Raw genomic sequence first — 24,859 nt, 5'->3', positions numbered from 1 at the left:
ACCGCCGATCCGGGAGGGCGCGAGGAATTCAGTAGCAGTCGTTGCAGCTGGTCACGTGCACCTTGGTGCCGCCGCGGGGCTGGTCGGACTCGAACCTCATCCGTTCACGCCGGGAGGACGACATCGCCGACCAGCCCTGGCGCGGTCCGTCCACGCACAGGCCCTGTGCGCTGCTGTACCGGCCCTGCAAGGTGTAGTGGCCGTAGTAGTCGATGTACCCGACCTCCAGCACGGGTTTGGCCCACTGGCAGTTGGTGGTCGTCATCCGGGTCCAGACGGTTCCGCACGTCGCCGAGTAGCGGAGCTCGATGTAGTCACCCCAGTTGTCGGTGTACTGGTCGAGGTTCTTCGCGCCCGTCGAGCACCCCATGGCCTGCGGGTCCTTGCCGTTGCAGCTGTTGTAGCCGCAGCCGACGGCCAATGCCGGGGCGACGTCCAGCCCGAGCAGGCCGATGCCGGTGACCATCGCGACGCAGACAACGCGTCGAAACCGGGTGAATCGCATGCGTTCCTTCCTCCACATCAGGCGTGACACACGGACTGGTCCTTGCGGCAGGCGATGGAAGCCTTGTTCCGGTGGTCGACGTCGGTCAGGGTGATGTTGACCTGCTGGACACCCCCGGGCACGTCGGTCGCCAAGGGGAAGTCGTCGATGGTGCCGGTCAGGCACGCGCCGCGGACCTCCCAGATGTCGGTCACCCGCGTGTTCCCCTGGTAACCGGCGTACGCGACGTCCACGCACTCGCCGCTCTTGACGGTCAAGGCCTGGTTCGAGAAGGTCACTGTCCTGCCGGAGGTCGACCAGCTCAGGTTACCCGTGAGGTGGCCGACGATCGTGCCGGAGCTGTGCCGCACGGTGACCTCGAATCCGGCAGGCGCCGCGGTGGCGACCGGAGCCCCGGCGACGATGGCCGCCGCAGCCGCGGCGACCACAGCGACCGCTTTCCCCCGGCGCCCCGGGTTGCGGCGTGTTTTGGTGCTGATTCCCATCGTCGGTCTTCCTCTCGTCAACCGTGTTCGACTGGCGACGGAAGCCTCACAATGCTCACTGCAGTCGCGCTGCAGGCTTACGGAAAGTAGCTGGCCGGAGGTACTATCGCGCCGGGGAGGGGATAGACGCATGCCCGTAATCCGGTTCGGTGTACTCGGCCCGGTCGCTGCCTGGCGCGGGGTGGACGCGCTCGAAGTGGGCTCCGGCAAATGTCTCCTGGTGCTCGCGGTGCTGCTGTTGCACGCCGATCACCGGGTGGACCGCGATCAGATCATCGAGGGCGTCTGGGGCGCAAAGCCGCCGAGGAGCGCGGTGAACCTCGTCCAGAAGTACGTCGGCGAGGTGCGCCGATCGCTGGAGCCGGACGACGGCTCGCTGGAGACGGTCGGCACGGGGTATGCGCTGCGGGTGGTCCCCGACCAGCTCGACAGCGCCCGGTTCACGTCGGGGCTCGCGCGGGCTCGGGCGGCGAAGAGCGACGGCGACCCGGCCGCCGCGCGGCAGCACCTCGCCGAGGCGATGGCGCTGTGGCGCGGGCCGGCTTTCTCCGGTCTCGACACCCCGGCGGCCGTCACCGAACGTGCCCGGCTGGAGGAGTACCGCCTGGGTGCGCTGGAGGACCTCGCCGAGCTCGACCTCCTGCGTGGGGAGCACGCGCCGGCCGTCGCCGAGCTGTCCCGGCTGGCCGGCGAGCACCCTTACCGGGAACGCGCGCGGGAGCTGCTGATGCTCGCGCTCTACCGCAGCGGCCGCCAGGGTGACGCGCTCGCGGTGTTCCACGACATGCAGCGCCTGCTGGCCGAGGAGCTCGGCGCCGACCCCGGGCCCGGGCTGCAGCGCGTGCACGCGCAGATCCTGCGCGCGGACCCGGCCCTCGACCCGGCCACCGCGACCGGGGCGCTGACCGGCATTCCCATGCCCTCCGCGCGGATGGCTGCCGACCGGTGGGATGAACTGCAGCCGGTCGCGATCGAGGACCGGCTCGAAGCGGACTTGCACCTCGGCCGCACCGACGAGCTCGTCGACGAACTGACCGCGGTGATCGCCGCGCATCCGCTGCGCGAACGACCCCGTGCGCAGCTGATGACGGTACTGGCCCGCTCCGGGCGGATAGCGGAAGCGCTGGACGTCTACCTGGATCTGCGCCGGACCATGGTCACCGAGCTCGGCGTCGAGCCGTCACCCGCGCTGCGCGCACTGCACGCCGGCGTGCTGCGTGGTGAACCGGCGCTGCGGCCCGCGGTCACCGCCCCTCGCGAGGTGAACCGGCCGCAACAGCTGCCGGTGGATCTCGCCGGCTTCACCGGCCGAGCGGAGCTGCTGGCCGAGCTGGCCTACGACCTGCGCGCGCCGGACCGGCGCGAGCCGCTGGTGCTGTCCATCTCCGGCGTCGGCGGTCTCGGGAAAACGACGTTCGCGGTGCGGCTGGCACACCAGGTCCGCGACGCGTACCCGGACGGCCAGCTGTTCGCGACGCTGGGGGACTCCAGCGCCGCAACGGTGCTTCCCCGGTTCCTGCGCGCACTGGGCATCCCCGTCGACATGGTGCCCCCGGACCTCGACGAGTGTTCGGCGCTGCTGAGGGATCTGCTCGCCGACAGCAGGGTGCTGATCGTGCTCGACAACGTGCAGCACGAACGGCAGGTCCGGCCGCTGCTGCCCGCCGCGCCCGGCTGCGCGGTCCTCGTCACCAGCCGCCAGTCGCTCAGCGGGCTGGAGCACGGCAGGCGCGTCCGGCTCGGCCTGCTCGGCGACGAGGACGCGGCCAGTCTGCTCGGCACGATCACCGGCGTGCGGCACGCGCCCGACGAGCCGCTGCTGGCGCACTGCGGCGGTCTGCCGCTCGCCCTGCGGGTCGCGGGCGCGCTGCTCGCCGAACGCCCCCATTGGAACACCGCGGACCTGGCCGAACGGCTGACGGCCGAGCGGACCCGGCTGGACTGGCTCGCGGTCGGCGACCTCGCCGTCCGCGCCAGCTTCGCGATCAGCTACCACCAGCTGCCCGCCACCCACCGGATCCTGTTCCGCAGGCTGGGCTCGCTGGGCGTGCCGACCTTCGGAGCGTGGCTGGCCGCCGCGGTGCTGGGGATCGACGCGCGCGCGGCCGAGCGGATGCTGGAGGACCTCGTCGGCTGCAACCTCGTGGAACCCGCCGGCCGGGTCGCGGGCGCGGTCCGTTACCGGCTGCACGACCTGTTGCGGTGCTTCGCGGCCGAGAAGGCCGAGGAGGAACCGGCGCCTGCACGTCGGCAGACCATCACCAGGGCTCTCGGCGGATGGCTCCACCTCAGCGAACAGGCGGCGGCCATGCTGCCGCGAAGCGTATTGACCCCGGCACCCGGCGACGCGAGCCGCTGGCAGGCCGGCAGCGAGCCGATCACGGACCCCACGGAGTGGTTCGAAGCCGAGCTGCCCGCGCTGCACGCGGCCATCAAGATCGCCGTCGCCGAGGGGATGGCCGACCACGGCTGGGAACTGGCCGTGATGTGCCAGCAGTACTTCGACCACAGCGGCCGCAACGAGGTCTGGTTCCAGTTCACCACCGACGCGCTCGCCGGGGTTTCCGACGGCCGCGGCCGGGCCGCGCTCCTGCTGGGGCTCGGGCAGTTGCACATCTACTGGGACCGGTTCCCGGAGGCGTTCGCCGCGCTGCGGGAGTCGTTGGCGATCAGCGAAGAGCTGGGCGACGTGCCGGGCATCGCGCGTGCGCTCGGCGGGCTGGCCACCACCTACCGGGTCACCGGCCAAGCCGGCGCGGCACTGGATTTCAACGCGCGCGCGACCGTACTGGCGATCGAGACCGGCGACCGCCACCTCGAGATCCAGCTCCGCGCCGGAGCGGCGACGCTGCACCTGGCCGAGGGCAGGCCCGAGCGAGCCTGGACGCTGCTGGAAGAGGCGTTGGAACGAGCCATGACACTGGGCGACGACCACCGCACTGCCGCCGTGTTGACCCGCTGCGGCGAGTTCAACATCAAGCAGAACGCCCCGGCGAAGGCGTTGCGACAGTTGACGCGGGCGCTGGAGATCGTGGAAGGCCGGCGCGATCGGCGCTGCACCGCGCGGGTACAGCTCCACCTGGGCCGCGCCCACGCGATGCTCGGCAACACGGCGACGGCGATCGACGTGCTGGCCGCCGCCTGCTCGCTGTTCGTCGAACTCGGTGACGGGCAGAACGAGGCCAACTGCGCGTTCGAACTGGCCCATGCCGCTCGTGGCCGGCCATCGCGCTAGTGCGGCATGTCCGGTCGCGCTGCTGGCCCTGATCGGTACGGGTGGCCTCATCGCGAAGAGGGGAGTGGCGCCGATTCGAGTGGTGTGCGCTCGGGTGGTGGTCCCGCGCGACGGCGTCACCGGCCGACGGGGCGGGGGAACTGCCGGTGGGCGCGGTCGACAACCCGGCGGATGGGGGCTTCCTCACGGCGGTCCCGGCGCCAGGTCAGGTAGGTCACGATCGCGGGCTGGGGGTCCTGCAGGGGGCGCAGCAGCACCCGTTCGCCGTGCGGTGCCGAGAAGTGGCTGTGGTCGTGCCAGGCGGCGGGCAGGAACGAGCAGTGCGTTCCGTCCGACAGCAGCATTGCCAGCCCGTCCTCGACGGCGGCGTTGATCCGGTCCACCAGCGGCACCATCGCCAGGTAGGGATGGAGGACGTCGGGGAAGGTCCAGGGGTCGATGTTGGTGGCCAGGCGCAGTCCGACGAGGTCTTCGGGACCGACCCGCTCGAGGCGGTGGAACCGCGGCGTGTCCGGGACGGCGACCAGGAACCGTTCCTCGAGCAGCGGAAGCTGTTCGAGCTCGCCGTCCTCGCGCAGTTCGGTCCACACCAGACCCAGCTCGAGGTCCCGCGAGCGCAGCGACTCGAGCTGCTGGTGCGAGTCCAGTGGGCGCAGCGACAGGGCGGACCGCCCGATGGCGGGGCGGATGGTGTGCTCGACGAGCGACTCGCGGAACTCCGTGGGCAGGGAGCGCATGCCGACCCGGACGGGGGGTGTGCGTGCGGTGCGGAACATCGTTTCGACGAGCTCGAACTCGGCGACGATCGCGCGGGCGCGCGGCAGCAGCGCTTCGCCGGCCGCGGTCAGGGTCGCCGGGCGGGTCGAGCGGTCGAGCAGGCTGACGCCCAGTTCGGACTCGAGTTCCCGGACGCGTTCGCTGATGCGTGACGTCGCCAGGTGCAGGCGGCGGGCCGCGGCGCTGACGCTGCCCGTCTGCGCGACGGCGAGGAAGACCTGCATGTGGACGAGTTGAGCCGACACAACTTTCGACAATACCGAAACTGTGGCGTTCCTTCCGGTCTTACAGTCGAGGCATGCCTACCGGAACCACCCCATGCTGAGGAGCAGGCCGCGCCGCATCCGCACGGCCTGGGAAACGGACACCACCGCCTACAGGATGGCGGTCCAGTTGCCCAGCGCCGACCTGGTGGAGGTCGCGGGACAAGCAGGGCTCGACTACGCCTGGATCGACGCGGAGCACGGATCGTTGTCCTTGACCGAAATCCGCGATCTGATCCGCGGCGCGGACGCCGTCGGCATGGATGCCGTCGTACGCGTCGCCGACCACGACGCGTCGTTCATCCAACGGGTCCTCGACCTGGGTGCGGCCGGGATCATGGCCGCGCACGTGCGCACCCCGGAGCAGGCGGCCGCGCTCGTGGCGGCGGCTCGCTACGCGCCCGCGGGCCTGCGGGGCGCGTGTCCGGCGGTGCGGTCGGTCGGCCACGTCACCACGGACTGGCCGGCAGACCGGCGGCGCGCCGATCAGGACGTTCTGGTCTTCGGGCTCATCGAAGACCCCGAAGGGGTGGCGAACGTGGAGGCCATCGCGTCGCGATCGGGTCTCGACGGCCTCGTGTTCGGCCCCTTCGACCTGAGCATGGCCCACGGCCTCGACGGCGACGTCGGCCACGACGACATCCGGCAGCTGCACGACCGGGTGGTCCGCGCCTGCCGCGACGCCGGGATCGAGTACGTGGTGGCGAACGCGGCGTGGGAGTTCGGGGGTGTCGCCGCCACCGGCTCGCGGACGGTCACCCTCGCCGGCGACCGGGGCGTGCTGTTCGACGGGCTGCGCCGGTTGCTGGAGTCGGCGCGGTCGGCGGGAGCGCGACCGTGAACGGGAACGGCACGAACCTCACCGAGAACGAGGTGCTCGGCTTCTTCACCTCACTGTCCAACTGGGGCCGTTGGGGCGACGACGACCGCTTGGGCACGCTGAACCTCATCACCGACGAGGTCCGCGCGGCGGCGGCCGCGTCGCTGCGCACCGGGCGCGCGGTATCGCTCTCCCGCGACATCGACCCGCGTGCCCCGGACCCCTTGGCGTCCGGCAACTCCGTGGTGCAGCGGTTCACCGGAACCAACGAGGTCGAAGAACACTTCGGGCGGCCGTTGCGGTTCGACGCGGTGACCGAGTTCGTCGGGATCGCCGCGCACGGCTCGAACACCCACGTCGACGGCTTGGCCCACTATTCGTGGGACGGGCACAACTACAACGGCTTCCCCGCCTCCCGGACCACTTCGCTCGGCGGCGCGCGGGAGCTGTCGATTCACCACGCCGCGCACGGCATCGTCACGCGAGGGGTGCTCCTGGACATCGCGGCGCTGCACGGAGTCGACTGGCTCGAGCGTGGCCAGCCGGTCACCCCGGACGACCTCGCCGCCGCGGAAGAACGCCAGGGCGTCATGGTCCGGGCCGGAGACGCGCTGCTGGTGCACACCGGCAACGTGGCCAGGATCCTGTACGAGGGCCCCGACGCCGTCGGCCCGGCGGCGCGGCAGGCCGGGCTGCACGCGAGCTGCCTGCCGTTCCTGCGCGAGCGCGACATCGCCGTGCTGGGCAACGACGGGGTGCAGGACGTCCAGCCGTCCGGTTACGGCCCGGACCTGACCCGGCCGGTGCACACGGTGGGCCTGGTCGCCCTCGGCCTCTGGCTCATCGACAACATGGAGCTCACCGAACTCGCCGCCGTGTGCCGCGACGAGCACCGGTGGGAGTTCTTCTTCGCCGCGTTGCCGTGGCGAATGGTCGGCGTCACCTCCAGCGCCGGCAACCCCGTCTCAATCTTCTGAGCACCACCGCGGGAGACCCCGCGCCGCCTTCGATCCCGAAAGGACAGCTGCCCGTGTCCACTACGGCAGTTCTCGTCGTCGACATGCAGAACGGGTTCCTGCACCCGGAAGGGTCCCTCGCCCGCGCCGGAATGGGCTTGCCGGACGCCGAGCCCGTCATCCGCGCGACCGAAGCCCTGCTCGCCCGCGCTCGCGGTGCCGGCCTGCCCGTCTTCTACAGCAGGCACGTCATCAGTGCAGGCGGGCCCGAGATGTCCCCGCGGTGGCGTGCCGCCGCCGCACCGGCCTTCGCCGTCGAACCACGCATGCTCAGCCACGGCAGCTGGGACGCCCGGATCCTCGACCGGCTCGCTCCGGCAGCGGACGAGGTGGTCATCGACAAGAACCGGTACGACGCCTTCCTGTACACCGGCCTCGAGGACGCCTTGCGTGCGCTCGGTGTCGAACGGCTCCTGGTCGCCGGGGTGCTGACCAACGTGTGCGTCGAATCCACGGTCCGTGGCGCGCTCGAGCGCCGCTTCGAGGTCGCGGTGGCCGGTGACGCCACCGCCGCCTACGAGGGATTCCGGGCGCCCTCACTCGCTGCGATGAGCGCACTGTTCGCGACCGTGGCGCCCTGGTCCGAACTCCTCCCGAGCCCCGACGCCGAAAGGACAATGGCGTGATCGAGAACAAGGTGGTGATCGTCACCGGCGCCAGTGGCGGTATCGGACGAGCCACCGCGGTCCGCCTGGCCGCACGGGGAGCGAAACTCGTCCTCGGGGCGCGCACCGGCACCGCACTCGACGACGTGGTGGGGGAAATCCGATCCGCGGGCGGACAGGCCGTGGCCGTCGCGACCGACGTGACCCGCCGAGCAGACCTCGCCGCGCTCGTCGCGGCCGCCGAAGCCGAGTTCGGCCGGGTGGACGTCATGGTGAACAACGCCGGGATCGGACCGATCTCCGCGCTCGACGAACTCAAGGCCGACGAGTGGGACCGGATGGTCGACGTGAACCTCAAGGGGGTGCTGCACGGCATCGCCGCGGCACTACCGGTGTTCCGACGGCAGAACTCCGGCCAGTTCGTGACCGTGGGCTCGGTCGCGGGCATGGCGCCCACGCCGGCGATGGCGGTCTACGGCGCCACCAAGACGGCGGTCGCCGTCCTCTGCGACGGCCTCCGCGCCGAAGCCGGCCCGGACCTCCGCGTGACGCTGATCCGCCCCGGTTTCGTGGCCACCGACTTCGTCGCCGCCATCTCCGACCCGGACGTCCGCGCCACGCTCGAACAACGACGTGACGTGCTGGCCATCTCACCCGAGGCGATCGCCGAAACCATCGTCTTCGCCATCGACCAGCCCGCCGACGTCGACATCAACGAAATCGTCGTCAGGCCCACCGCCCAGGGCTGACACCCCCGGCCGGCGGGTTCGAGTTTCGCGTCTCCGATGGCCCGCCTCAATGGGATCGCAGTCAAACCACTGGTGGAGCTGCGGGCGCCGGGAGTGGTGAGTCTCAGCGATTGTCGCTGCGGTCGGCGCGGGCCACGAGTTCCCACAGCGCGTCGCGGGTCGTGGGATCGGCGCGGCGGAGCGGGAGTTCCACCAAGGCGGTCTCCGCGGCCATCGCGATGAGCAGGCGCGCGGCGGGGGCCGCGGGGTCCCAGCCCATGGCTTGCAGGTCGGGTGCGGCGAGCTGGGCGAAGGCGTCGTTCCGGGAGGCGACCTGGTCGGCGACGGATTCGTCATTGCGTGCTTCCAGCAGCAACGCCTTGACACCGCGGGCGAGCAGGCACGCGTCGAGGTAGGTCCGCATTCCGTGCTGGAGCCGGGCTCTGCCGGGCGGCATGCCCTCGATGGCCTGGAGCACCGCACGGCTGACGTGCTCGTGGAACCGCGCGTGCAAGGCGCCGAGGAAGGCGCCGCGGTCGGGAAAGTGCACGTAGAAGGTGCCTTTCGCGACCCCAGCGGCGGCGACGACGCGGTTGACGCTCATGCCGGCGAGGCTGGCCTGCTCGGCGACCCGCAAGCCGGCGTCGAGGAGGGCGTCGCGGGTGCGTTCGGCGGCGAGCTCGCGGGCGGTCACGGGGGGCAGCGTACTGCCTCGGTGACCGATCGGTCATTGACGGCACGTCCGCGGCGAGTAGGGTAGTGACCGACCAGTCGGTCACTGAAAGGACGCGACATGCCCGAAGTGCGGACCCGATTCGGCCGCGTGGTCTACGAAGAACGCGGCGACGGCCCACCGGTCGTCCTGCTCCACGCGGCACTGCACGACCACACCGACTTCGCCGCGATATCCGGCGAGCTCGCGCGGCGGTACCGCACGATCGCCCTCGACTGGCCCGGGCACGGAGCCTCGGATCCCGCGCCGGAAGAGGTCTCGGCCCCCTTGTTCGCCGAGGTGCTGGCGGACTTCGTGGCCGAGCTGGCGTTGCCGCCCGCGGTGTTCCTCGGAAACTCCGTCGGCGGGTACGCCGCGGCCCGCCTCGCCCTCGATCATCCCGAGCGCACATCCGGTCTCGTGCTCGTCAACAGCGGCGGCTTCACCCGGCACACCCCCGCGACGCGCGCCTTCTGCCGGCTACTGGGGATTCCCGTGATCAACCGCCGGGTGATGCCGAAACTGGTGTCCGCCTACATGAAACCCCGCTCGGACTTCGACCGCGCCGTCACCGCCCGTGTGGCAGCACGAGCACGGACTCGCGAAGGCGCGCGGCTCGACGCCGGCCTCTGGAGCAGCTTCGCCACGCCTGCCCATGACTTGCGTGACCGCGCGGCCCTCATCGCCGCGCCGGTCCTGCTCGTCTGGGGCGACCGCGACATAGTCCTGCCCGCGAAGGCCGGTCTGGACACCCACGCCGCGCTGCCTGCGTCGCATCTCATCACGCTTCCGACCGGCCACGCTCCCTTCGCGTCCGACCCGAAGGGTTTTCTCGCCGCGGTCGAGCCATTCCTCGCCCACGCCTCGGGACTCCGCACGCCACCACGGCGCGACACGGCGCCAGATTCGGTCTGACCGTGACTCATGCGACCGCGACCGACCTGCCCCACCACCGGGGCGGCCTCCTCGACCGGCAGGGAGCAGCCCCGTGGTGACCCGGATCCTCTCGCTCGGGCTGCACCCGAGCGCCATCGACTACAGCCGCCACCCCGGCCTCGACGAGGCGACCCTGACGGCGCGGATCGCGGCGGGGGAGGCGGCCTGCGGATGGCGCCCGAGCACACCCTGCTGTTCGAACGAGTCGTCAACCTGCTCACCCGGCTCGTCCCCGGGATCGTGTTCTGTTTCAACACCTCACCGGAGACCACCATCGACGCGCTGCGCCGGTGGGCTCTTCCCGATACGGTCACCCGCTGAGACGTGACGCGGCGACCTCGACTTGTGGAAGTCAGCGAGCGTAGGTCTCGCCCCAGATGCGCAGTTCGCGCAGTACAGGGCCGATCGCCTCGCCGGCCTCGGTGAGCAAGTACTCATCACGCGGAGGGTGATCGGAGTAGCGACGGCGCGTGATCAAGCCCGCGTCTTCGAGGTCGCGCAGCCGAGTGGTCAGGGAGATCCGGGGGGCGCCGGTGTTGGCCTGGATGTCGTTGAAGCGGTGGACACCGAAGCCCAGCTCGCGCAGGACCAGCAGCGCCCAGCGGTCGCCGACGATGCTCAGTGCATCGGCGATACCGCAGACGCGAGTGCCGTCCTGAGAAGGTTTGCTTTTTGTACCCACGGACCCTATGGTAGTCGAGGTCATAGTGAGTTAGATTTTTGTACTTACCGGGAGTCTTCATGCCGTCTGTCCTGATCACCGGAGCGTCCAAGGGCATCGGCCGCGCCACCGCCGCCGAGTTCGCCGCCCGCGGCTACCGCGTGATCGCCACCGCCCGCGATCCCCGCACACTCGATGACCTCGACGTCGCCGAGCGCCTGCGGCTCGATGTCACCGACCAAGGCTCCGTCGACGCCGCAGTCGCCGCCGCCGGCGAGGTCGACGTCCTCGTCTCCAACGCGGGCGTGATCTTCCTCGGTGCCGTGGAGGCGAGCCCCGTAGCCGAGATCGAGCGGTTGTACGCACAGAACACCGCCGGCGCCATCCGTGTCGCGCAAGCGGTACTGCCGCAGATGCGCGAGCGCAAGAGTGGCCGGCTGCTGTTCGTCTCGAGCCTGGTCGGGCGCATTGTCTTGTCGGGCAACGCCGCCTACGCGGCGACGAAGTGGGCGTTGGAAGCCCTGGCCGAGGCTCTCGCCATCGAAACCGGCCCGTTCGGGATCCACACCACGTTGCTCGAGCCCGGCTCGGTGAGTTCCGGAGCGCTGGACGCGCCCTTGACCTACCGCCTGCCGGACGACCCGTACCCGGCACTGGCCGCCGACAGCCTGGACCGCAGCTCGGCGCTGAGCGTGGAGGAAGTCGCACGGGCGATCGCCGACGCGGCGGCGCTCGACGAGCCACCGCTGCGCCTGCCGATCGGCGAGGCAGCGACGGCACTGCTCGCTGCACGCAAGGCCGCCCCCGACGACGTTCCCTTCGTCCCTGGCGCCTGACCGCCGATCGTCATCACCGGGCCAGGAGATCCGGCGCCGACGGCGGCCTGCGGACCTCGGATGTGCGGTGCACCCACGGCTGAGCTCATCGCCTCCCCGCCCGACGGCGGTGCCCAGGTACCACGACCTGGGCCCCGCCCGGCCGTCAGAGCAGCCCGAGGCCCTTCAAGTCCGCCGCGTACTTGGCGATCAGCTCCGCCGTGACGTGCGGGATGTCCCGGTCCGGGCCGATTCCCGCCTCGCGGACGGCGTTGCGGAAGTGGCCGGCCGGGATCCCCGAGCCCGGCACCGCCTCCGCGGGCGCCGCGAACGCGTGCAGCAGCGGCAGCAGCGAGTGCTGCTTCTGCCGGTCGGGCAGCGCGCGGAGCGCCGTCTCGAAGCGGGCGAACCACCTGCTGTAGCCGTCGACGCGGCTGATCGGGAAACCGGCCTCGACCAGCCAGTCGACGTACGTGTCCAGCGAAATCCCGTCCTCGTGGGGATTGAGGACGTTGTACGTCTCGTACCCCTTCACCACACCCGCGCCCAGTGTCGTGATCGCCTCGGCCGTGAAGTCCGCCGGGAGGCCGTCGTAGTGCGCCGGGTCCGCAGAACCGTAGAACGAACCCGGCGCGATGCCGGTGAGGATCAGGCTCAGCAGCAGCCGGGTGAACATGTCCGGCACGTTCAGCTGCCCGGTGTAGCGGCTGTGCGCCAGGATCATGTCCGAGCGGAACGTCGCCACCGGCAACCCGCACCGGTCGTGCGCCTCGCGCAGCAGCACTTCCCCCGCCCACTTGCTGTTCGAATAGCCGTTGGCGTACCCGTCGTCCAGCGGCCGGACGGGGCTGGTGCGGCGGATGTCGGTGTCCTCCGCCGCGGTCGCCGCGTCGCCGGTGAGCACGCCGACCGTCGACAGGTAGGTGACCGGCTTCAGCTTCTCGGTGAGCGCGAGCCGGATCACCTCCGCCGTGCCCAGCACGTTCGGGCCGAACAGCTGCGCGTAGGGCAGCACGTGGTTGACGAGCGCGGCGGGGTGCACGACGAGGTCGACGCTCTCCGCCAGCCGCTGCCAGGTCTCGGGCGCGAGGTCGAAGAGCGGCTCGCCGAGGTCGCCGGCCAGCACCTCCAGGTGCGCGTCGGCCAGTTCCCGGTAGTGGCGCGAAAGTTCGGCGTCGCCGCTGTCGAACGCCGCGTCCAGCCGGGCGCGTGCGGCCGCGTCGTCCCGGCCGCGGACCACGCAGACCAGCTTGCCGCCCTCGGGCGCGAGCCGTTCCAGCCACGCCAGGCACAGGAACCGCCCGAGGTAGCCGTTCGCGCCGGTCAGCAGCACGGTCCGCGGCCGGCCGGCCGGGTGCGGCAGGCTTTCCGCGGCGGCGAGGAGCTCGGCGTCGAGGAACTTGCCGAGAGTCAGGTCCGCGGCCCGCACTTCGGTCGCGTCCGCGCCGTGCACGGAGGCGGCGGTCGGGCGCTCGCTGCCGGCGAGGCCGCGGGTGACGTACCCGGCCAGCGCCCGGAGGTCGTTGGCGGGGCTGACGACGACGCCGACCGGCACCTCGATCGCGAAGATCTCCTGCAGCAGGTTCGACAACGTCAGCGCCGACAGCGAGTCGCCGCCCAGGTCGGTGAAGTGGACGTCCGGGCCGAGGTCGGCCGCCGTCGTGCCGAGCACCGCCGCCGCGGCCGCGGTCACCGTCTCCAGCACCGGACGTTCCCGCCCCGAGACGCGCAACCGGTGCAGCTCATCGGTTTCCCGCTCGGCCAGCTCCGCGTACAGGCGTTCCAGCCGGGCGCCGTAGCGCTCTTTCAGCCTCGGCCGCTGCAGCTTGCGGATCCCCGACAGCAGGCCGTTCTCCGTCGTGAACGGCTCGGTCTCGACGAGCAGGTCCCGCGGCAGCTCGTAGGAGTTGAGGTCTTCGTCCTTCGCGATCCGTTGCAGTGACTCGAGGAGCAGCGGCTTGACGTCGCCACCGGACCGCTCGAGCGCTTCCGGCGTGGGGACGACGACGGCGAGCAGGTAGGCCCGCTCGCTGCTGCCGTAGACGTAGATCTGGCGGATCACCGGGCTGGCCGCGAACAACGCCTCGAGCCGGGACACGGCGACGAACTCGCCCTGCGACAGCTTCAGGACGTTCTTGCGGCGGTCGAGGTAGACCAGCTCGTCCGGCCCGGTCTGCGCCACGATGTCGCCGGTGCGGTAGAAATCGTCCTCGGTGAACACCTCGGCCGTGGCGTCGGGCCGGTGGTAGTAGCCGGGGATCAGCGTCTTCGAGCGGATCAGCAGCTCACCGCGCGGGTGCGGCGAGTCGGTGTGGAAGTAGCCCAGGTCCGGGACGTCGTCGAGGCGGTAGCCGAGCACGCGTTCGCGCATCACCTTGTGGTCGAACAGGACACCACCGGCTTCGGTCGAGCCGTAGCCGTCGTGCAGCGGCACGCCGAGCACGGACTCGACGAACGTCGTCAGCTCGGCCGACAGCGGCGCGGAACCGCTGGCGGCCCACAGGATCCGGCCGCCGAGGACCTCGTCGCGCAGCAATGCCTCGACGTCGGTGCCGCCGCGGCCCAGCTCGCTCTGGTACCGCTGGAAGAGCATGTCGCAGATCCGGGGCACGAACATCACCTCGGTCGGCCGCGCGAGCGCGATGTCCTCGAACAGGGTCGAAAGGTCGCTGCGGGCCACGAAGAACGACGTCCCGCCACGCGAGAGCGTGCCGAACAGCACCGCCCGGCCGGCGATGTGGCTCATCGGCATGAAGTTGACGCTCAGCAGCGGCAGGCCGGCGCGGTCGGGGAAGAACCCGCGCCACAGCTCGGACACCAGCCGCGCCGGGTACATCGCGCCCTTGGGCGTCCCGGTGCTGCCGGAGGTGTAGATGAGCAGCGACAGCCGTTCCTCGTCCTCCGTGACCGCGGGCAGGGGACCGGCGGCGCGGTCGAGCAGCTGAGGCAAGGTCTCCACGACGACGTCCGTCAAGCGGGCTTGCGCGGCCACGATCGCTTCGCGTTCCTCGTCGACATCGGGGTGGTGGTCGAACACGACCACCCGCCGCACCGAGGGCGCACCGAGGGCGAGTTCGGTCGCGGCCTCGAGGTATTCGACGCTGGTGGCCAGCACGCGCGGTGCGGTCTCCTCGAGGATCGGGCGCAGCTGGCCGAGGGCCGCCCCGGCCTGCAGCGGGACGGCGACCGCGCCGAGCCGGACGCACGCCAGGTCGAGTGTCGCGTAGTCGCCGCTGGTGAACCCGAGCGTGGCCACGAAGTCGCCGGCGCGCACCGGGTCGTGCTCGTCGTGGTGCCACGCGGCGGCCGCCGCGCCCGCGCGCCGCCACAGCTCGCCGTAGGTCGTCGTGGCGAACCGCGGCAGCAGCCGCCGGGTCGTCCGGCCGGTACCCGGCTCGGCGACGGCCTCGGTGGCCCGTTCGCCGACGGCGGGCCGGTCGGCGTAGGCGGTCATCACCGTTTCGACGATCTCCAGCAGCGACGCACCCTCGCGCAGGACGGCTTCCGTGACGTCCGCGCGCGGTACCGCGGCCGCGAACTGCGCGTCCTGGGCGAACAGTTCGGCTCGCCGGTCGAGAACGGCCTGGTCACGCTGGTCGGTTGTCGCCATTTTTCACCTCCGGAGTCGGCACCTCGGAGACCGCGCTGACCCCGAAGACTAGATGCGTACGACAACTAAATTTACTCAGTGTCGCGCGTCCGTCACGGGTTTGTGGTTGTGATCTTGAACTCTTGGTCGCTGTCCGATGACGCTCTGCAATGGACGAGCTGCTGGACTAGCCGGTGTCCGCAGTGTGGTTCCGGTGGTCGGCGAGGCCGTCGAGGAACACCCGCACCAGTCGCTCTGCCGGTTCCGTCGGCTCCCGCGTGACCAGTCCCGACGCCAGCGCCGCCTCGTGCATCTCGAACAGCAGCGCCAGGTCCGCGGGTTCGATGTCCGAGCGCACGGTGCCGTCGCGCTGTGCCTCTTCCAGGGCCGGGCGCAGCAGTGAGACCACGGCGTGGGCGTGTTGACGCTGGCTGCGCTCCGGCAGTTCGCGGAACAGCCGCACGAGCGGGCGGCGCCGGGCCTGCATGGCGAGCATCGAGCGCAGCAGTTCGCGGAACGGCTCGCGGCCGCGCACCTGGTTCTTCAGCTCAGCGAGGTGGTGGGCGGCAACGGCGAGGGCGAGTGCCGTGCGGTCGGGGAAGTGCCGGTAGACGGTGGCGCGGCCGAGGCCGGTGCGGCGAGCCACGTCGTCCAGGGCGACGTCGGCGTCCTCGCTGAACGCCTCGTCGGCCGCGCGGAGGATCGCCTCGCGGTTGCGCCGGGCGTCGACGCGCCGGGGCATTGCCGCGGACGGTCGCACTGCGCGCATGAGACGGCACCCTACTCGCGAGTAGTGAGACCGGCAATCGGTTCCATCTCTCGTTTCGGGTTCATACAGTCACCCAGCGTAATGACTCGCCGCCCGGAGGAACCCGCCCATGCGCACCCTGAATCGCCGAACCGTCCTGCAGGGCGCCGTGGCCGTCGCGGGGGTTGCCGCGGTCGGCGCGGGCCGGGTGCCGGTCACCCGCGAGGACCACCGGGTGGTGATCGTCGGGTCCGGGTTCGGCGGCGGGGTCACGGCGCTGCGGCTCGCGCAGGCCGGGGTACCGGTGCTGGTGCTCGAACGCGGACGGCGCTGGCCGACCGGGCCGGACGCCGAGACGTTCCCGCACGTGACGTCGGCACCCGACAAGCGGATCTTCTGGCTGGGTTCGGCGCCCGCGTTGCCGGGCCTGCCGTCGCTGCCGCCGTTCGAGCGCTACACCGGGCTGCTGGAACAGGTCGCCGGCCAGGGCATGAGCATGATGTGCGCGGCGGGCGTCGGCGGTGGATCGCTGGTCTACCAGGGCATGACGCTGCAGCCGACGGCCGAGCTGTTCCACGCCTGCTTTCCCGAGCAGCTCGACTACGCGCGCCTGGCCGCCGAGCACTACCCCCGCGTCGCCCGGATGCTGGGCATCGCGACCGCGCCGGACGCCCTCATCGAGAGCAAGACGTACAAGGCGTCGCGGATCTTCGCCCGCAACGCGCGCGACGCCGGCTACCCGGTCGAGAAGATCCCGATGCCGATCGACTGGACCTACGCCCTCCGCGAGCTCGACGGCGAGATGAAGCCGTCGTACACCAACGGTGACTGCGGGCTCGGCGTCAACAACGGCGGCAAGCATTCGGTCGACGTGACCTACCTCGCCGCCGCCGAGGCCACCGGCCGCTGCACCGTGGCACCGCTGCACAACGTCACCGACGTCGCCCTGGCCGCCGACGGTCGCTGGGAGGTCCGCGTCGACCGCATCGACACCTCCGGCACCGTGCTGGAGAAGAAGGTCCTCGCGGCGAAGGCGCTGGTCATGGCCGCGGGGACGGCGAACACGACGCGGCTGCTGATGCGGGCCGGCGCCAAGGGCGACATCCCCGACCTGCCCGACGCGCTCGGCGACGGCTGGGGCAGCAACGGCGACCGCATCTACACCTGGACGAACCTCGCCGACGACTTCGGGACACCCCAGGGCGGCCCGGTCGTCTACGGCAGCAAGGAGTGGGACGACCCGACCACGGCCAACACCGTCATCCAGGCCTCGCTCCCGCCGCTGCCGGACCTGCGGACCACGATGCTCGTCGGGTACGGCATCAGCGAAGGCCGCGGCCGCTTCGTCTACGACGCGGCGAAGGACGACGCCGTCCTGCACTGGCCGTCCGCCGCCGACGCGAAGCTGACCGCCCGCATCCACGAGCGGATCACCCGCATCGCCGGCCCGCTCGGCGTGCTGCTCGACACCACCGCCCTCGTGCCGGGCACGTGGCACCCGCTCGGCGGCGCCGCGATGGGCTCGGTCTGCGACCTGGACGGCCGCGTGCTCGGCCACCGCGGCCTCTACGTCCTCGACGGCGCCCTGATGCCCGGCACGACCGCCGCCTGCAACCCGTCGATGACCATCGCCGCCCTCGCCGAGCGCGCGCTCGACCACCTGATCGCCCAAGACGTCGACCGCGTCTTCTGACCCGAACCGGACTCGACGAGGAGTACCCGTGCGCACGAGGTCCATCTGGACGGTCCTGACGGCCGTCATCGTCACCCTGCTGTCCACGGTGGCCGCGAGTGCCGCCGCGGCCGCAGGCCCGCCGCGCGGCCCGGACGGCGACGCCTTCTATACGCCGCCGAGCCCGCTGCCGGACGGTGCCGACGGCGACGTCGTCTGGTGGCGACCGCTACCGGACTCCGGCAGCGCCAAGGGGTATCTCGTGCTGTACCGGTCGAGGTCCGCGACGGACACCCCGATCGCGGTGTCGGGCCGGATCCTGGTGCCGGCGGCGTCGTGGACGGGCCCGGGCCCGCGCCCGATCGTCTCGGTGGCCAGCGGCACCCGCGGCATCGGCGACCGCTGCGCCCCGTCGAAGTTCCAGCCGGACTACGAGAAGCCGCTGTTCGTCGACGCCATGCTGAGCCGCGGCTGGGCGGTGGCGATCACCGACTACGAAGGCCTCGGCACGCCAGGCCTGCACACCTACGTCGTCGGGCGCTCGGAAGGCCACACGGTGATCGACGCCGCCCGGGCGGCCACCCGGCTCCCGGCCGCCGGTCTGGCCGCCGGTGGGCCGGTCGCGTTCTCCGGGTACTCCCAAGGCGGCGGGGGAGCGGCCTGGGCGGGGGAGCTGGCGCCGTCGTACGCGCCGGAGCTGCGGGTTGCGGGAATCACGGCCGGTGGCACGCCTGCGGACCTGAACGTGGTGGCCGGAAACCTCGACGGTGGCGTCGGCTTCGGGTTCCTGCTGCTCGCGTCGCTCGGTCTGGACGCGGCGTACCCCGAGCTGGACCTGCCGGGCTACCTCAACGACCGCGGCCGCCGGTTGTACGCGACCCAGCAGGACGCGTGCGTCGACGCGGTGTTCGGCTACGCCTTCGGCCACATCGCCGACTACACGACGTCGAACCCGCTCACCACGGCGAAGTGGCAGGCTCGCCTGGCCGAGAACGAACTGGGTGCCCGTCCGCCGCAGGCGCCGGTCTTCCTGTTCCACGGCCGCCTCGACGAAATCATCCCGCTGTCACAGGCCCAGACCCTGCGGCGCGAGTACTGCGCGGCCGGCGTCGACGTCATGTGGCGCAGTTACCTCGGCGAGCACGTGACGACACTGGCGTTCTCCGCGGGCGATGTCGTGCAGTACCTGGCCGACCGGTTCGCGGGCAAGCCGGCGCACTCCGACTGCTGAGGGACGGCCGCCGGCTTCGTCACGTTTGATCGTTCAGCCAGGCGTGCGCTCGCTCGAAGGTGGCGTGGACGACGACAACCCGGTCCACGGCGGTCACCTGCAGGGGCCGCAGCACCGCGCGCTGGTCGGTGACGACGCAGAAGGGCACATCGGCCGCCTGCGCAGCGGTGGTCAGGGTGAGCAACCCGACGACACCGGCGGCCCCGAGGAAACTCACCTTGGTGAGGTCGGCGATCACGGCCACCCGTCGTTCGGCAAGCAATTCCTCGACATGGTGAACGAACCTGGGCGCGGTAGCCATGTCGATCTCGCCGTCAACGGAAGCGATCAGCAATTCCCCATTCCGCGAATGAGTGCAGCCAAGGGGATGTGGCAGCTCGCCCTGGCTTGGTCGGCGGAACGTGAGGGACACGCCCTGATCGTATCGAAAGGTGGGGGCTGCGGTGCATTGATAACGCTAACGGGTGAAGTGGAAGTGTTTATTCGGAACGTCAGCTCTGCGCCGGTAGCAACAACAATTCGCTCTTACGGGTGGGTCACCCTGCCTCCGCAGTCACGGCGCACCGGGGCCTGTTCCAAAGCTGTCCGGCGGTCGGGCCCCGGCCGTGAGAACCGGCAGGGCCAGGCGATCGACGGCGTGCTCGAGAAAAGCGGCGTCCAGCGGGAGCCGCCACAGCCAGCGCATGAACAGCACGGACGCGACGACCTCCTCGAACAGTCCCGCGTCGACCGGGCCGGGCAGTTCGCCGCGTTCGACGGCGCGCTCGACCACCTCCTCCGGGAGCCGGGCGCCGCTGGAGAACCGGGTTTCCAGCTCGTCGATCAGCTCCGGGTCGGAGGCGCGGGCCTGCACCAGCCCGATCGCGAGCCGCCCGTCGAACCCGTTGAGCACTTCGGCGAAGCGCCGCGTGTGGGCGAGCAGGTCGCCGCGGAAGGTGCCGGTGTCGACCGACCACGACGTCCGGTTCCCGTGGTAGCGCGCCATGGCGGCGACGGTGATCTCCCGCTTGTTGCGCCAGCGCCGGTAGATGGTGGCCTTCGACGTGCCCGACCGGGCGGCGACGGCGTCGATCGTCATCGACACGTACCCGGCTTCGGCGAGCAGTTCCAGCACGGCGTCGAGGATCCGGGCGTCTCGGGTGGGGTCCAAGGGGCGAACGCTCATGAGCCGATCGTATCAGTGCACTTCAAAAGCTTGAACGGTACGAAACCGTTTCGTACTGTAAGGTCGACGGCGACTCCGAAAGAAGGGGCACGATGACCGTCACCTCCTACGCGGCGCACTCCGCGGGCACCCGCCTCGAACCGTACGAACGCGAGCCCGGCCCGCTCGGCGCGCTGGAAGCCGACGTCCGCGTGACGCACTGCGGCGTCTGCCACAGCGACATCGGCCAGATCGACAACGAGTACGGCATCACCCGCTACCCCTGCGTCGCCGGCCACGAGGCCGTCGGCGTGGTCGAGGCCGTCGGCAGCGCCGTCGACACCGATCTGCTGCCGGTCGGCACCCGGGTGGGTGTCGGCGCGATCGCCGGTGCCTGCTTCCGCTGCGCCCTCTGCCTCAGCGGACGGCAGAACCTCTGTCCGCAGCGCGACGACACGGTCATGCGCGGCGACCGCGGTGCCTTCACCGAACTGCTCCGCGTCTCCGACTGGCGCACTGCCTATCCCATCCCCGACGCGATCCCTTCCGAACAGGCGGCACCGTTGATGTGCGCCGGTGTCACCGTGTTCGCGCCGCTGCTGCGCCACGGCGTGCGGCCGGTCGACCGGGTGGCCGTCGTCGGGATCGGCGGGCTCGGCCACCTGGCTCTGCAGTTCCTGTCCCACTGGGGTTGCGACGTCACCGCCATCTCAACCTCACGGTCCAAAATGGACGACGCCCTTCGCTTCGGCGCGAATTCTTTCATTGCTACGAGCGAAGACGGCGCTCTCGAGGCCGCCGCCGGTTCGTTCGACTTCATCCTCTCGACGGTCTCGGCGAGCCTGCCGTGGGACGCTTACCTGGACCTCCTCGTGCCTCAGGGCAGGCTCAGCGTCGTCGGCGTCCCGCCCGAGCCGATCACGGTGCACCCGATGAGCCTGCTCCCGGCCGAGAAAACGATCTCCGGCGGCGTGCCGGCGTCCCCGAGCGAAACCCGTTCGATGCTGGACTTCGCAGCCCGGCACGGCATCGGCCCCCAGGTGGAAACCTTTCCGGCGGCGGAAATCAACACCGCGGTCGAGGTCGTCCGAAGTGGACGCGCACGCTATCGGGCAGTCGTCACACTCGCTTAGGCAGCTCGACGGTCCGTCACGGCGGAGGAGGGCGCGGCGGGCCGCCGTCAGGGCCGATGACGGCCGGGCCCATGCCGCGGAGCTGGCGGCGGGATGAGATGCCGAGCTTGGCGAACACCTTGCCCAGGTGGTATTCCACGGTCTTCTCGCTCACGAACAGCGTGGCCGCGATCTGGTTGTTGGTCAGGTTTTCGTTCACCAGCGCGGCCACCTGGCGTTCCCGTTCGGTCAGTTCGGCGAAGCGCAGCAGGGGCGCCTCGGTGATCGCCGCCAGCGCCTGGTCGCAGCGCTCCACGAATGGCGCCGCGTCGAGTCTCACCAGGCGCTGGCGCGCTCTGCGCAACCAGACCGATGCCGCTCTGCCCTCGCCGCGGCGGTGCCGCAGCAGCCCGTAGGCCAGTTCCGCCTGCGCCCGGCCCAGTGCGTCGCTGTCGTGGTCGGCCGGGCGGGTGATGGCCTGCTCGAAGAACCAGCGGGCGCGCTGGGGGTCACCGGCGCGCTCGGCCAGCCGGCCGGCCAGCCACAGCTGGGTGGTGCGCAGGTAGCCCGCCTGCTCGGCGAGCCGGCCCAGCCGCACCAGCTCGGCCTGCGCCGATTCGGGGGCGGCGGCCTCCACCAGGGCTTCGGCCAGCAGCGGGCGCCACGACTGCTCGACCACCCACGGCAGCCGGCCGGCGGACTCGCCGGTGAACAGGTGCGCCGTCTCGGCGAAGAGGGCGATCACCAGCGCGTGGTCGCCCCGGGCCCCCGCCACCGCCGCCCGGGCGATGGTCAGGTACATCAGCCGGTGCTCACGGCGGACGCCCGGCACCTGCTCGATCCGGCCGATGTGGTGCGCGGCCCGCTTCCACCGCCCGCACACCGCGGCCAGCCGGGCCGCCTGCACCAGCGCGGCCGCGCCGGCGCCGGTGGGCAGGCTGCCGTCCCGGTCCATCCGCAGCGCCGTCTCCACCGCCTCGCTGGCCCTGGCCCAGCCGCCGAGCCGGAACTGCGCCTCGGCGAGCACCAGGGTGGCGCCGTGGTGCACGGTGTCGCCCGCCGGGTGGGTGGTCACCTCGAGCGCGGCTTCGGCCCGGACGGCCGCCTCGGTGAGCTTGCCGTTGAGCAGCAGCAGCGTCGCCCGGTCGAAGTCGAACACCCGCCCGGCGCCGAGCCCGCCCGCGCCGCGCAGTTCCGCGTCGGTGTGCTCCAGCACGGCCAGTGCGGTGCCCGGCCCGTCCCGGTGCAGCACCGCGAAGACCAGTGTCCGCGCGGTGCGCACCAGCACCGTGCGGTCCGCCTGGTCGGCGTGGTCGAGCACGAACCGGGCGTGCCGCACCGCCTCGTCCGCCCGGCCGAGCAGCAGCTGCACCCGGGCCAGGGCCGAGGCCGTCAGCAGGGCCAGCCAGCCGGGCACCACCCCGCCCTCGACCAGCGCGGGCAGGCAGCCCCGCAGCAGCGCGTCGGCTTCCGCCGGCCCGTCCGGGCGCCGGGCGAGCACCACCCCGAGCGCCGCGTCCCGCACCGGACCCGGGTCGGTGCCGCGCACGGTCCGCTCGGCCTCGTCGAGGGAACCGCGCTCCCACCACACGTCCAGCACCGCGCCGGTGAGCACGGCCCGCTGGTGGTCCTCTTTGGCCGAGCTCAGGTCCGCGGCCCAGCGCAGGTACTCGACGGCCTGCTCGATCCGGCCGTCGAGGACCGCGGTGCTCGCCTGCGATTCCAGTTCGGCCGCCAGGGTCGGGCTCACCCCGATCGTCGCGGCGCGGCGGTGCCGCCACCGCCGCGCGTCCGCCACCAGTTCGGCGGCCGCGGCGTGCAGCTCGCGGCGGCGCGACGGCCGCAGCAGCTGGTAGACGCCGTCGGCCAGCAGCGGGTCCGGGATTTCCAGCACCGACGGCAGGTCCCGGGGCGCCCAGGTGAGCAGGCCCCGGCCGAGCAGGACTTCCAGTGCCGCAACGTGATCGGTGAACCCGGCGAGCTGCGCCACCTGGGTGATGCGGGCCGGGCTGCCCAGCACGGCGAGTGCGTCCAGCATGGTCCTGGCGTGCGCCGGCAGGCCGGCCAGCTGGATCTCCAGTGCGGCCACCAGCGACGGCGGGAGCACCGCGCCGCTCGCGTCGTGGTCCAGCTCCGCGCCGTCGATCAGGAGGTTCGCCACGCGGGGATTGCCCCCGGAGAACCGGGTCAGCCGCTCGGCCAGCCGCGCGTCCACCGGCCGCCCGTCGTTCCGGGCGAGGGCGAGGACCTGCTCGTCCGGCAAGGCGCCCAGCCGCACCGTCAGCGCGTCCAAAGCGGCCGCTTCCAGGTGCGGCCGCACCCGGCTGCCCGCCGACGGCGCCGGGCCGGCGACGGCCAGTGCCGAACGGCCGCGCACCGCCGAGGTGACGATCAGCAGGACCCGGCCCACCCGCAGCCGTCGCACCAGGAAACCGAAGCTCTGCAAGGATTGCTCGTCGCACCAGTGCGCGTCGTCCAGCACGATCGCCGCGGGGTGCACGCGCTGGATGCCGTCCAGCAACGTCAGCAGGCTGCGGCCGGTCGCGGCCGGCCGCGGCTCGGGCGAATCCAGGCGCGGGATGGCGACGCCCCGGGTGGCCGCGACGCGGCGCAGACCGGAGATGGCCTGGTCGGTCCCGCCGAAGCCGACGTCCCGTTCGGACTCGTGGCAGGCGATCCAGACCACGAGGAAGCCGGGCAGGTGGTCGACCGCCGCCCGCGCGAGGGCACTGCGGCCCATGCCGGGCTCGCCCTCGAGGTGCACGAGCGCCGGCTGCCCGCTGATCGCCGCCTTGGCGCAGTGGGCGATGGTGCGCAGTTCGCCGTCCCGGCCGGTCAGTCCACACGGGATGTCCCAGGCGTCTTCGGGCCATTCGCTGATGTCGAAGGAATCGTCGTCCGAAGTCACGGCTCTACCCGGTCGCCGCGCCGACCCCCCACCGGCCTGTGTGGCCGTCGTCTGCGGTTCATCGCCGTCCTTCGGGTCAGATAAGCCCTTCACGCATGGCGTAAGCGACCGCGTGCGACCGGTTGCGCAGGCAGAACCGGGTGGTCACGGCGTGCAGGACATTTTTGACGGTGCGGGAGGAGTACGCGAGCCGGGCCGCGATCTCGTCGGTGTCGAGGCCGTCGGCGACCAGGCGCAGGACCTGCGTTTCGCGGGTGGTCAGCCCGGCGAACGGGAGCGTGCGGGGCGGGACGCGGTCGCGCTCGTGCGCGGACACCTGCCGGAACAGCAGGTTCAGCAGCGTGGTCGGCAGTTCCGACTCGCCACGGGTGGCCTTGACCACGAGCTGCTCCAGCCGTCTCGGGGTGGCGTGCCGCCGCTCGATCACCGCGCAGATGCCGATCTCCACCGCGGCGCGCAGCTGGTCGTCGTCGAGCGCCGGGGTGACGAGGATGAACCGGCTGCACCCGGCGTGCCCGAGCTCGCGGGCCCGGTGCACGATCCGGTCGTCGATGGCGTCGACCGCGAGGACGACCACCGTTTCCGGGGTGATCGCGTCCCGGTCCACCAGGGTCAGCTCGGCCGACTGACCCAATTGCGCTGTCACCCCGAAACTGATGACCGGGTCGTCCGCCTCGGTCCAGACAGTGATTTTCTCGCCCATGCGAACGCTCCTCGAATCGTCCCCGCGTCCTGCGTGCGGACCCCGCCGCCCAGCTTGCCCCCGACGCGGACGGGCAGCCCTGGGGAACAGCCCCTAGTTCGTTCCCTAGCTTCGTCAGTCCACTAAACGCGTACCCCTAGGGCGAGGGTGCGCGATTCATCCGTACGGGGGCGGCCCCGGTACCGGTTGCCCGA

Annotated in this window: 22 protein-coding genes; 11 read left to right on the top strand and 11 right to left on the bottom strand. The window is 71.6% G+C overall.

The genetic code is table 11. The features are described 5' to 3' along the window. Positions 1–28 precede the first annotated feature (28 nt). On the bottom strand, positions 29–505 hold the full coding sequence (locus tag ABZX11_RS12250) for a DUF2690 domain-containing protein (RefSeq protein ID WP_354912528.1): 477 nt from the start codon (positions 503–505) through the stop codon (positions 29–31). Positions 506–522: 17 nt separating this feature from the next. Then, positions 523–990, bottom strand: coding sequence for a hypothetical protein (locus tag ABZX11_RS12245; RefSeq protein ID WP_354912526.1), 468 nt, complete (start codon positions 988–990; stop codon positions 523–525). 130 nt (positions 991–1,120) lie between these two features. Between ABZX11_RS12245 and ABZX11_RS12240 the strand changes: the two genes are divergently transcribed. Further along, the gene (locus tag ABZX11_RS12240; RefSeq protein WP_354912524.1) at positions 1,121–4,225 is read left to right on the top strand and encodes a BTAD domain-containing putative transcriptional regulator; all 3,105 of its coding nucleotides are present in this window, start codon (positions 1,121–1,123) and stop codon (positions 4,223–4,225) included. A gap of 116 nt (positions 4,226–4,341) precedes the next feature. Here the strand turns inward: ABZX11_RS12240 and ABZX11_RS12235 are convergent, their stop codons facing one another. Continuing rightward, positions 4,342–5,226, bottom strand: coding sequence for a LysR family transcriptional regulator (locus ABZX11_RS12235; RefSeq protein ID WP_354912522.1), 885 nt, complete (start codon positions 5,224–5,226; stop codon positions 4,342–4,344). A gap of 94 nt (positions 5,227–5,320) precedes the next feature. Here ABZX11_RS12235 and ABZX11_RS12230 point away from each other — a divergent pair, with 94 nt between their 5' ends. Genes ABZX11_RS12230 through ABZX11_RS12215 form a run of 4 tightly spaced genes read left to right on the top strand, consistent with a single transcriptional unit; the run spans position 5,321 to position 8,455 of the window. Beyond that, positions 5,321–6,106, top strand: a complete 786-nt coding sequence (locus tag ABZX11_RS12230; protein WP_354912520.1) for an aldolase/citrate lyase family protein — start codon at positions 5,321–5,323, stop codon at positions 6,104–6,106. Beyond that, complete coding sequence (locus ABZX11_RS12225; RefSeq protein ID WP_354912518.1) at positions 6,103–7,062, top strand: cyclase family protein; 960 nt, start codon at positions 6,103–6,105, stop codon at positions 7,060–7,062. Before ABZX11_RS12230 ends, ABZX11_RS12225 begins: the two co-directional genes overlap by 4 nt. Positions 7,063–7,115: 53 nt before the next feature. Beyond that, the gene (locus ABZX11_RS12220; RefSeq protein ID WP_354912516.1) at positions 7,116–7,727 is read left to right on the top strand and encodes a cysteine hydrolase; all 612 of its coding nucleotides are present in this window, start codon (positions 7,116–7,118) and stop codon (positions 7,725–7,727) included. Next, complete coding sequence (locus tag ABZX11_RS12215; protein WP_354912514.1) at positions 7,724–8,455, top strand: SDR family oxidoreductase; 732 nt, start codon at positions 7,724–7,726, stop codon at positions 8,453–8,455. The genes ABZX11_RS12220 and ABZX11_RS12215 overlap by 4 nt, the downstream gene beginning before the upstream one ends. A 103-nt stretch (positions 8,456–8,558) precedes the next feature. On the opposite strand, the gene ABZX11_RS12210 is transcribed toward ABZX11_RS12215, so the two are convergent. Further along, positions 8,559–9,128 (bottom strand): helix-turn-helix domain-containing protein, encoded by a 570-nt coding sequence (locus ABZX11_RS12210; protein ID WP_354912512.1) that lies wholly within the window; start codon positions 9,126–9,128, stop codon positions 8,559–8,561. 99 nt (positions 9,129–9,227) lie between these two features. Here ABZX11_RS12210 and ABZX11_RS12205 point away from each other — a divergent pair, with 99 nt between their 5' ends. Together ABZX11_RS12205 and ABZX11_RS12200 are read left to right on the top strand one after the other, a co-directional pair. Next, a complete protein-coding gene (locus tag ABZX11_RS12205; protein ID WP_354912510.1) occupies positions 9,228–10,061 on the top strand; it encodes an alpha/beta hydrolase in 834 nt (277 codons plus the stop codon). Positions 10,062–10,253: 192 nt separating this feature from the next. Continuing rightward, positions 10,254–10,403, top strand: a complete 150-nt coding sequence (locus ABZX11_RS12200; RefSeq protein WP_354912508.1) for a hypothetical protein — start codon at positions 10,254–10,256, stop codon at positions 10,401–10,403. 31 nt (positions 10,404–10,434) lie between these two features. Here the strand turns inward: ABZX11_RS12200 and ABZX11_RS12195 are convergent, their stop codons facing one another. Then, the gene (locus ABZX11_RS12195; RefSeq protein WP_354912506.1) at positions 10,435–10,764 is read right to left on the bottom strand and encodes a helix-turn-helix domain-containing protein; all 330 of its coding nucleotides are present in this window, start codon (positions 10,762–10,764) and stop codon (positions 10,435–10,437) included. A gap of 59 nt (positions 10,765–10,823) precedes the next feature. Here ABZX11_RS12195 and ABZX11_RS12190 point away from each other — a divergent pair, with 59 nt between their 5' ends. Then, complete coding sequence (locus tag ABZX11_RS12190) at positions 10,824–11,579, top strand: SDR family NAD(P)-dependent oxidoreductase (RefSeq protein WP_354912505.1); 756 nt, start codon at positions 10,824–10,826, stop codon at positions 11,577–11,579. Positions 11,580–11,724: 145 nt separating this feature from the next. On the opposite strand, the gene car is transcribed toward ABZX11_RS12190, so the two are convergent. After that, positions 11,725–15,168: a carboxylic acid reductase gene (gene car / locus ABZX11_RS12185; RefSeq protein WP_354912503.1), complete on the bottom strand. Its 3,444-nt coding sequence runs from the start codon at positions 15,166–15,168 to the stop codon at positions 11,725–11,727. Between the two features lie 166 nt (positions 15,169–15,334). Beyond that, a complete protein-coding gene (locus ABZX11_RS12180) occupies positions 15,335–15,916 on the bottom strand; it encodes a TetR family transcriptional regulator (protein ID WP_354912501.1) in 582 nt (193 codons plus the stop codon). A 109-nt stretch (positions 15,917–16,025) separates the two neighbouring features. Here ABZX11_RS12180 and ABZX11_RS12175 point away from each other — a divergent pair, with 109 nt between their 5' ends. Both ABZX11_RS12175 and ABZX11_RS12170 read left to right on the top strand, forming a co-directional pair. Then, positions 16,026–17,588, top strand: coding sequence for a GMC oxidoreductase (locus tag ABZX11_RS12175; protein WP_354912499.1), 1,563 nt, complete (start codon positions 16,026–16,028; stop codon positions 17,586–17,588). A 28-nt stretch (positions 17,589–17,616) separates the two neighbouring features. After that, on the top strand, positions 17,617–18,798 hold the full coding sequence (locus ABZX11_RS12170; RefSeq protein ID WP_354912497.1) for a lipase family protein: 1,182 nt from the start codon (positions 17,617–17,619) through the stop codon (positions 18,796–18,798). A gap of 19 nt (positions 18,799–18,817) precedes the next feature. Here the strand turns inward: ABZX11_RS12170 and ABZX11_RS12165 are convergent, their stop codons facing one another. Then, complete coding sequence (locus ABZX11_RS12165; RefSeq protein ID WP_354912495.1) at positions 18,818–19,210, bottom strand: STAS domain-containing protein; 393 nt, start codon at positions 19,208–19,210, stop codon at positions 18,818–18,820. A gap of 141 nt (positions 19,211–19,351) precedes the next feature. Further along, entirely contained in the window at positions 19,352–19,963 is a 612-nt protein-coding gene (locus ABZX11_RS12160) for a TetR/AcrR family transcriptional regulator (RefSeq protein WP_354912493.1), read from the bottom strand. Between the two features lie 92 nt (positions 19,964–20,055). Between ABZX11_RS12160 and ABZX11_RS12155 the strand changes: the two genes are divergently transcribed. After that, entirely contained in the window at positions 20,056–21,075 is a 1,020-nt protein-coding gene (locus ABZX11_RS12155; protein WP_354912491.1) for an NAD(P)-dependent alcohol dehydrogenase, read from the top strand. Positions 21,076–21,091: 16 nt separating this feature from the next. Here the strand turns inward: ABZX11_RS12155 and ABZX11_RS12150 are convergent, their stop codons facing one another. Together ABZX11_RS12150 and ABZX11_RS12145 are read right to left on the bottom strand one after the other, a co-directional pair. After that, positions 21,092–23,962: an AAA family ATPase gene (locus ABZX11_RS12150; protein ID WP_354912489.1), complete on the bottom strand. Its 2,871-nt coding sequence runs from the start codon at positions 23,960–23,962 to the stop codon at positions 21,092–21,094. Between the two features lie 76 nt (positions 23,963–24,038). Then, positions 24,039–24,665, bottom strand: a complete 627-nt coding sequence (locus ABZX11_RS12145) for a LuxR C-terminal-related transcriptional regulator (RefSeq protein ID WP_176170597.1) — start codon at positions 24,663–24,665, stop codon at positions 24,039–24,041. Positions 24,666–24,859 lie beyond the last annotated feature (194 nt).

It is taken from the genome of Amycolatopsis sp. NPDC004169, assembly GCF_040610315.1.
GTDB lineage: Bacteria > Actinomycetota > Actinomycetes > Mycobacteriales > Pseudonocardiaceae > Amycolatopsis.
The sequence above is the reverse complement of the archived record's forward strand: the minus strand, read 5'-3'. Positions and strand labels throughout refer to the sequence as shown.

Excerpts from the sequence above, each read along its gene's own strand:
- ABZX11_RS12245 (WP_354912526.1), bottom strand. The coding sequence starts at position 990 with ATGGGAATCAGCACCAAAACACGCCGCAACCCGGGGCGCCGGGGGAAA.
- ABZX11_RS12240 (WP_354912524.1), top strand. The coding sequence starts at position 1,121 with ATGCCCGTAATCCGGTTCGGTGTACTCGGCCCGGTCGCTGCCTGGCGC.
- ABZX11_RS12180 (WP_354912501.1), bottom strand. The coding sequence starts at position 15,916 with ATGCGCGCAGTGCGACCGTCCGCGGCAATGCCCCGGCGCGTCGACGCC.
- ABZX11_RS12230 (WP_354912520.1), top strand. The coding sequence starts at position 5,321 with ATGCTGAGGAGCAGGCCGCGCCGCATCCGCACGGCCTGGGAAACGGAC.
- ABZX11_RS12190 (WP_354912505.1), top strand. The coding sequence starts at position 10,824 with ATGCCGTCTGTCCTGATCACCGGAGCGTCCAAGGGCATCGGCCGCGCC.
- car (WP_354912503.1), bottom strand. The coding sequence starts at position 15,168 with ATGGCGACAACCGACCAGCGTGACCAGGCCGTTCTCGACCGGCGAGCC.
- ABZX11_RS12235 (WP_354912522.1), bottom strand. The coding sequence starts at position 5,226 with ATGCAGGTCTTCCTCGCCGTCGCGCAGACGGGCAGCGTCAGCGCCGCG.
- ABZX11_RS12160 (WP_354912493.1), bottom strand. The coding sequence starts at position 19,963 with ATGAGCGTTCGCCCCTTGGACCCCACCCGAGACGCCCGGATCCTCGAC.
- ABZX11_RS12175 (WP_354912499.1), top strand. The coding sequence starts at position 16,026 with ATGCGCACCCTGAATCGCCGAACCGTCCTGCAGGGCGCCGTGGCCGTC.
- ABZX11_RS12155 (WP_354912491.1), top strand. The coding sequence starts at position 20,056 with ATGACCGTCACCTCCTACGCGGCGCACTCCGCGGGCACCCGCCTCGAA.
- ABZX11_RS12205 (WP_354912510.1), top strand. The coding sequence starts at position 9,228 with ATGCCCGAAGTGCGGACCCGATTCGGCCGCGTGGTCTACGAAGAACGC.
- ABZX11_RS12200 (WP_354912508.1), top strand. The coding sequence starts at position 10,254 with ATGGCGCCCGAGCACACCCTGCTGTTCGAACGAGTCGTCAACCTGCTC.
- ABZX11_RS12145 (WP_176170597.1), bottom strand. The coding sequence starts at position 24,665 with ATGGGCGAGAAAATCACTGTCTGGACCGAGGCGGACGACCCGGTCATC.
- ABZX11_RS12250 (WP_354912528.1), bottom strand. The coding sequence starts at position 505 with ATGCGATTCACCCGGTTTCGACGCGTTGTCTGCGTCGCGATGGTCACC.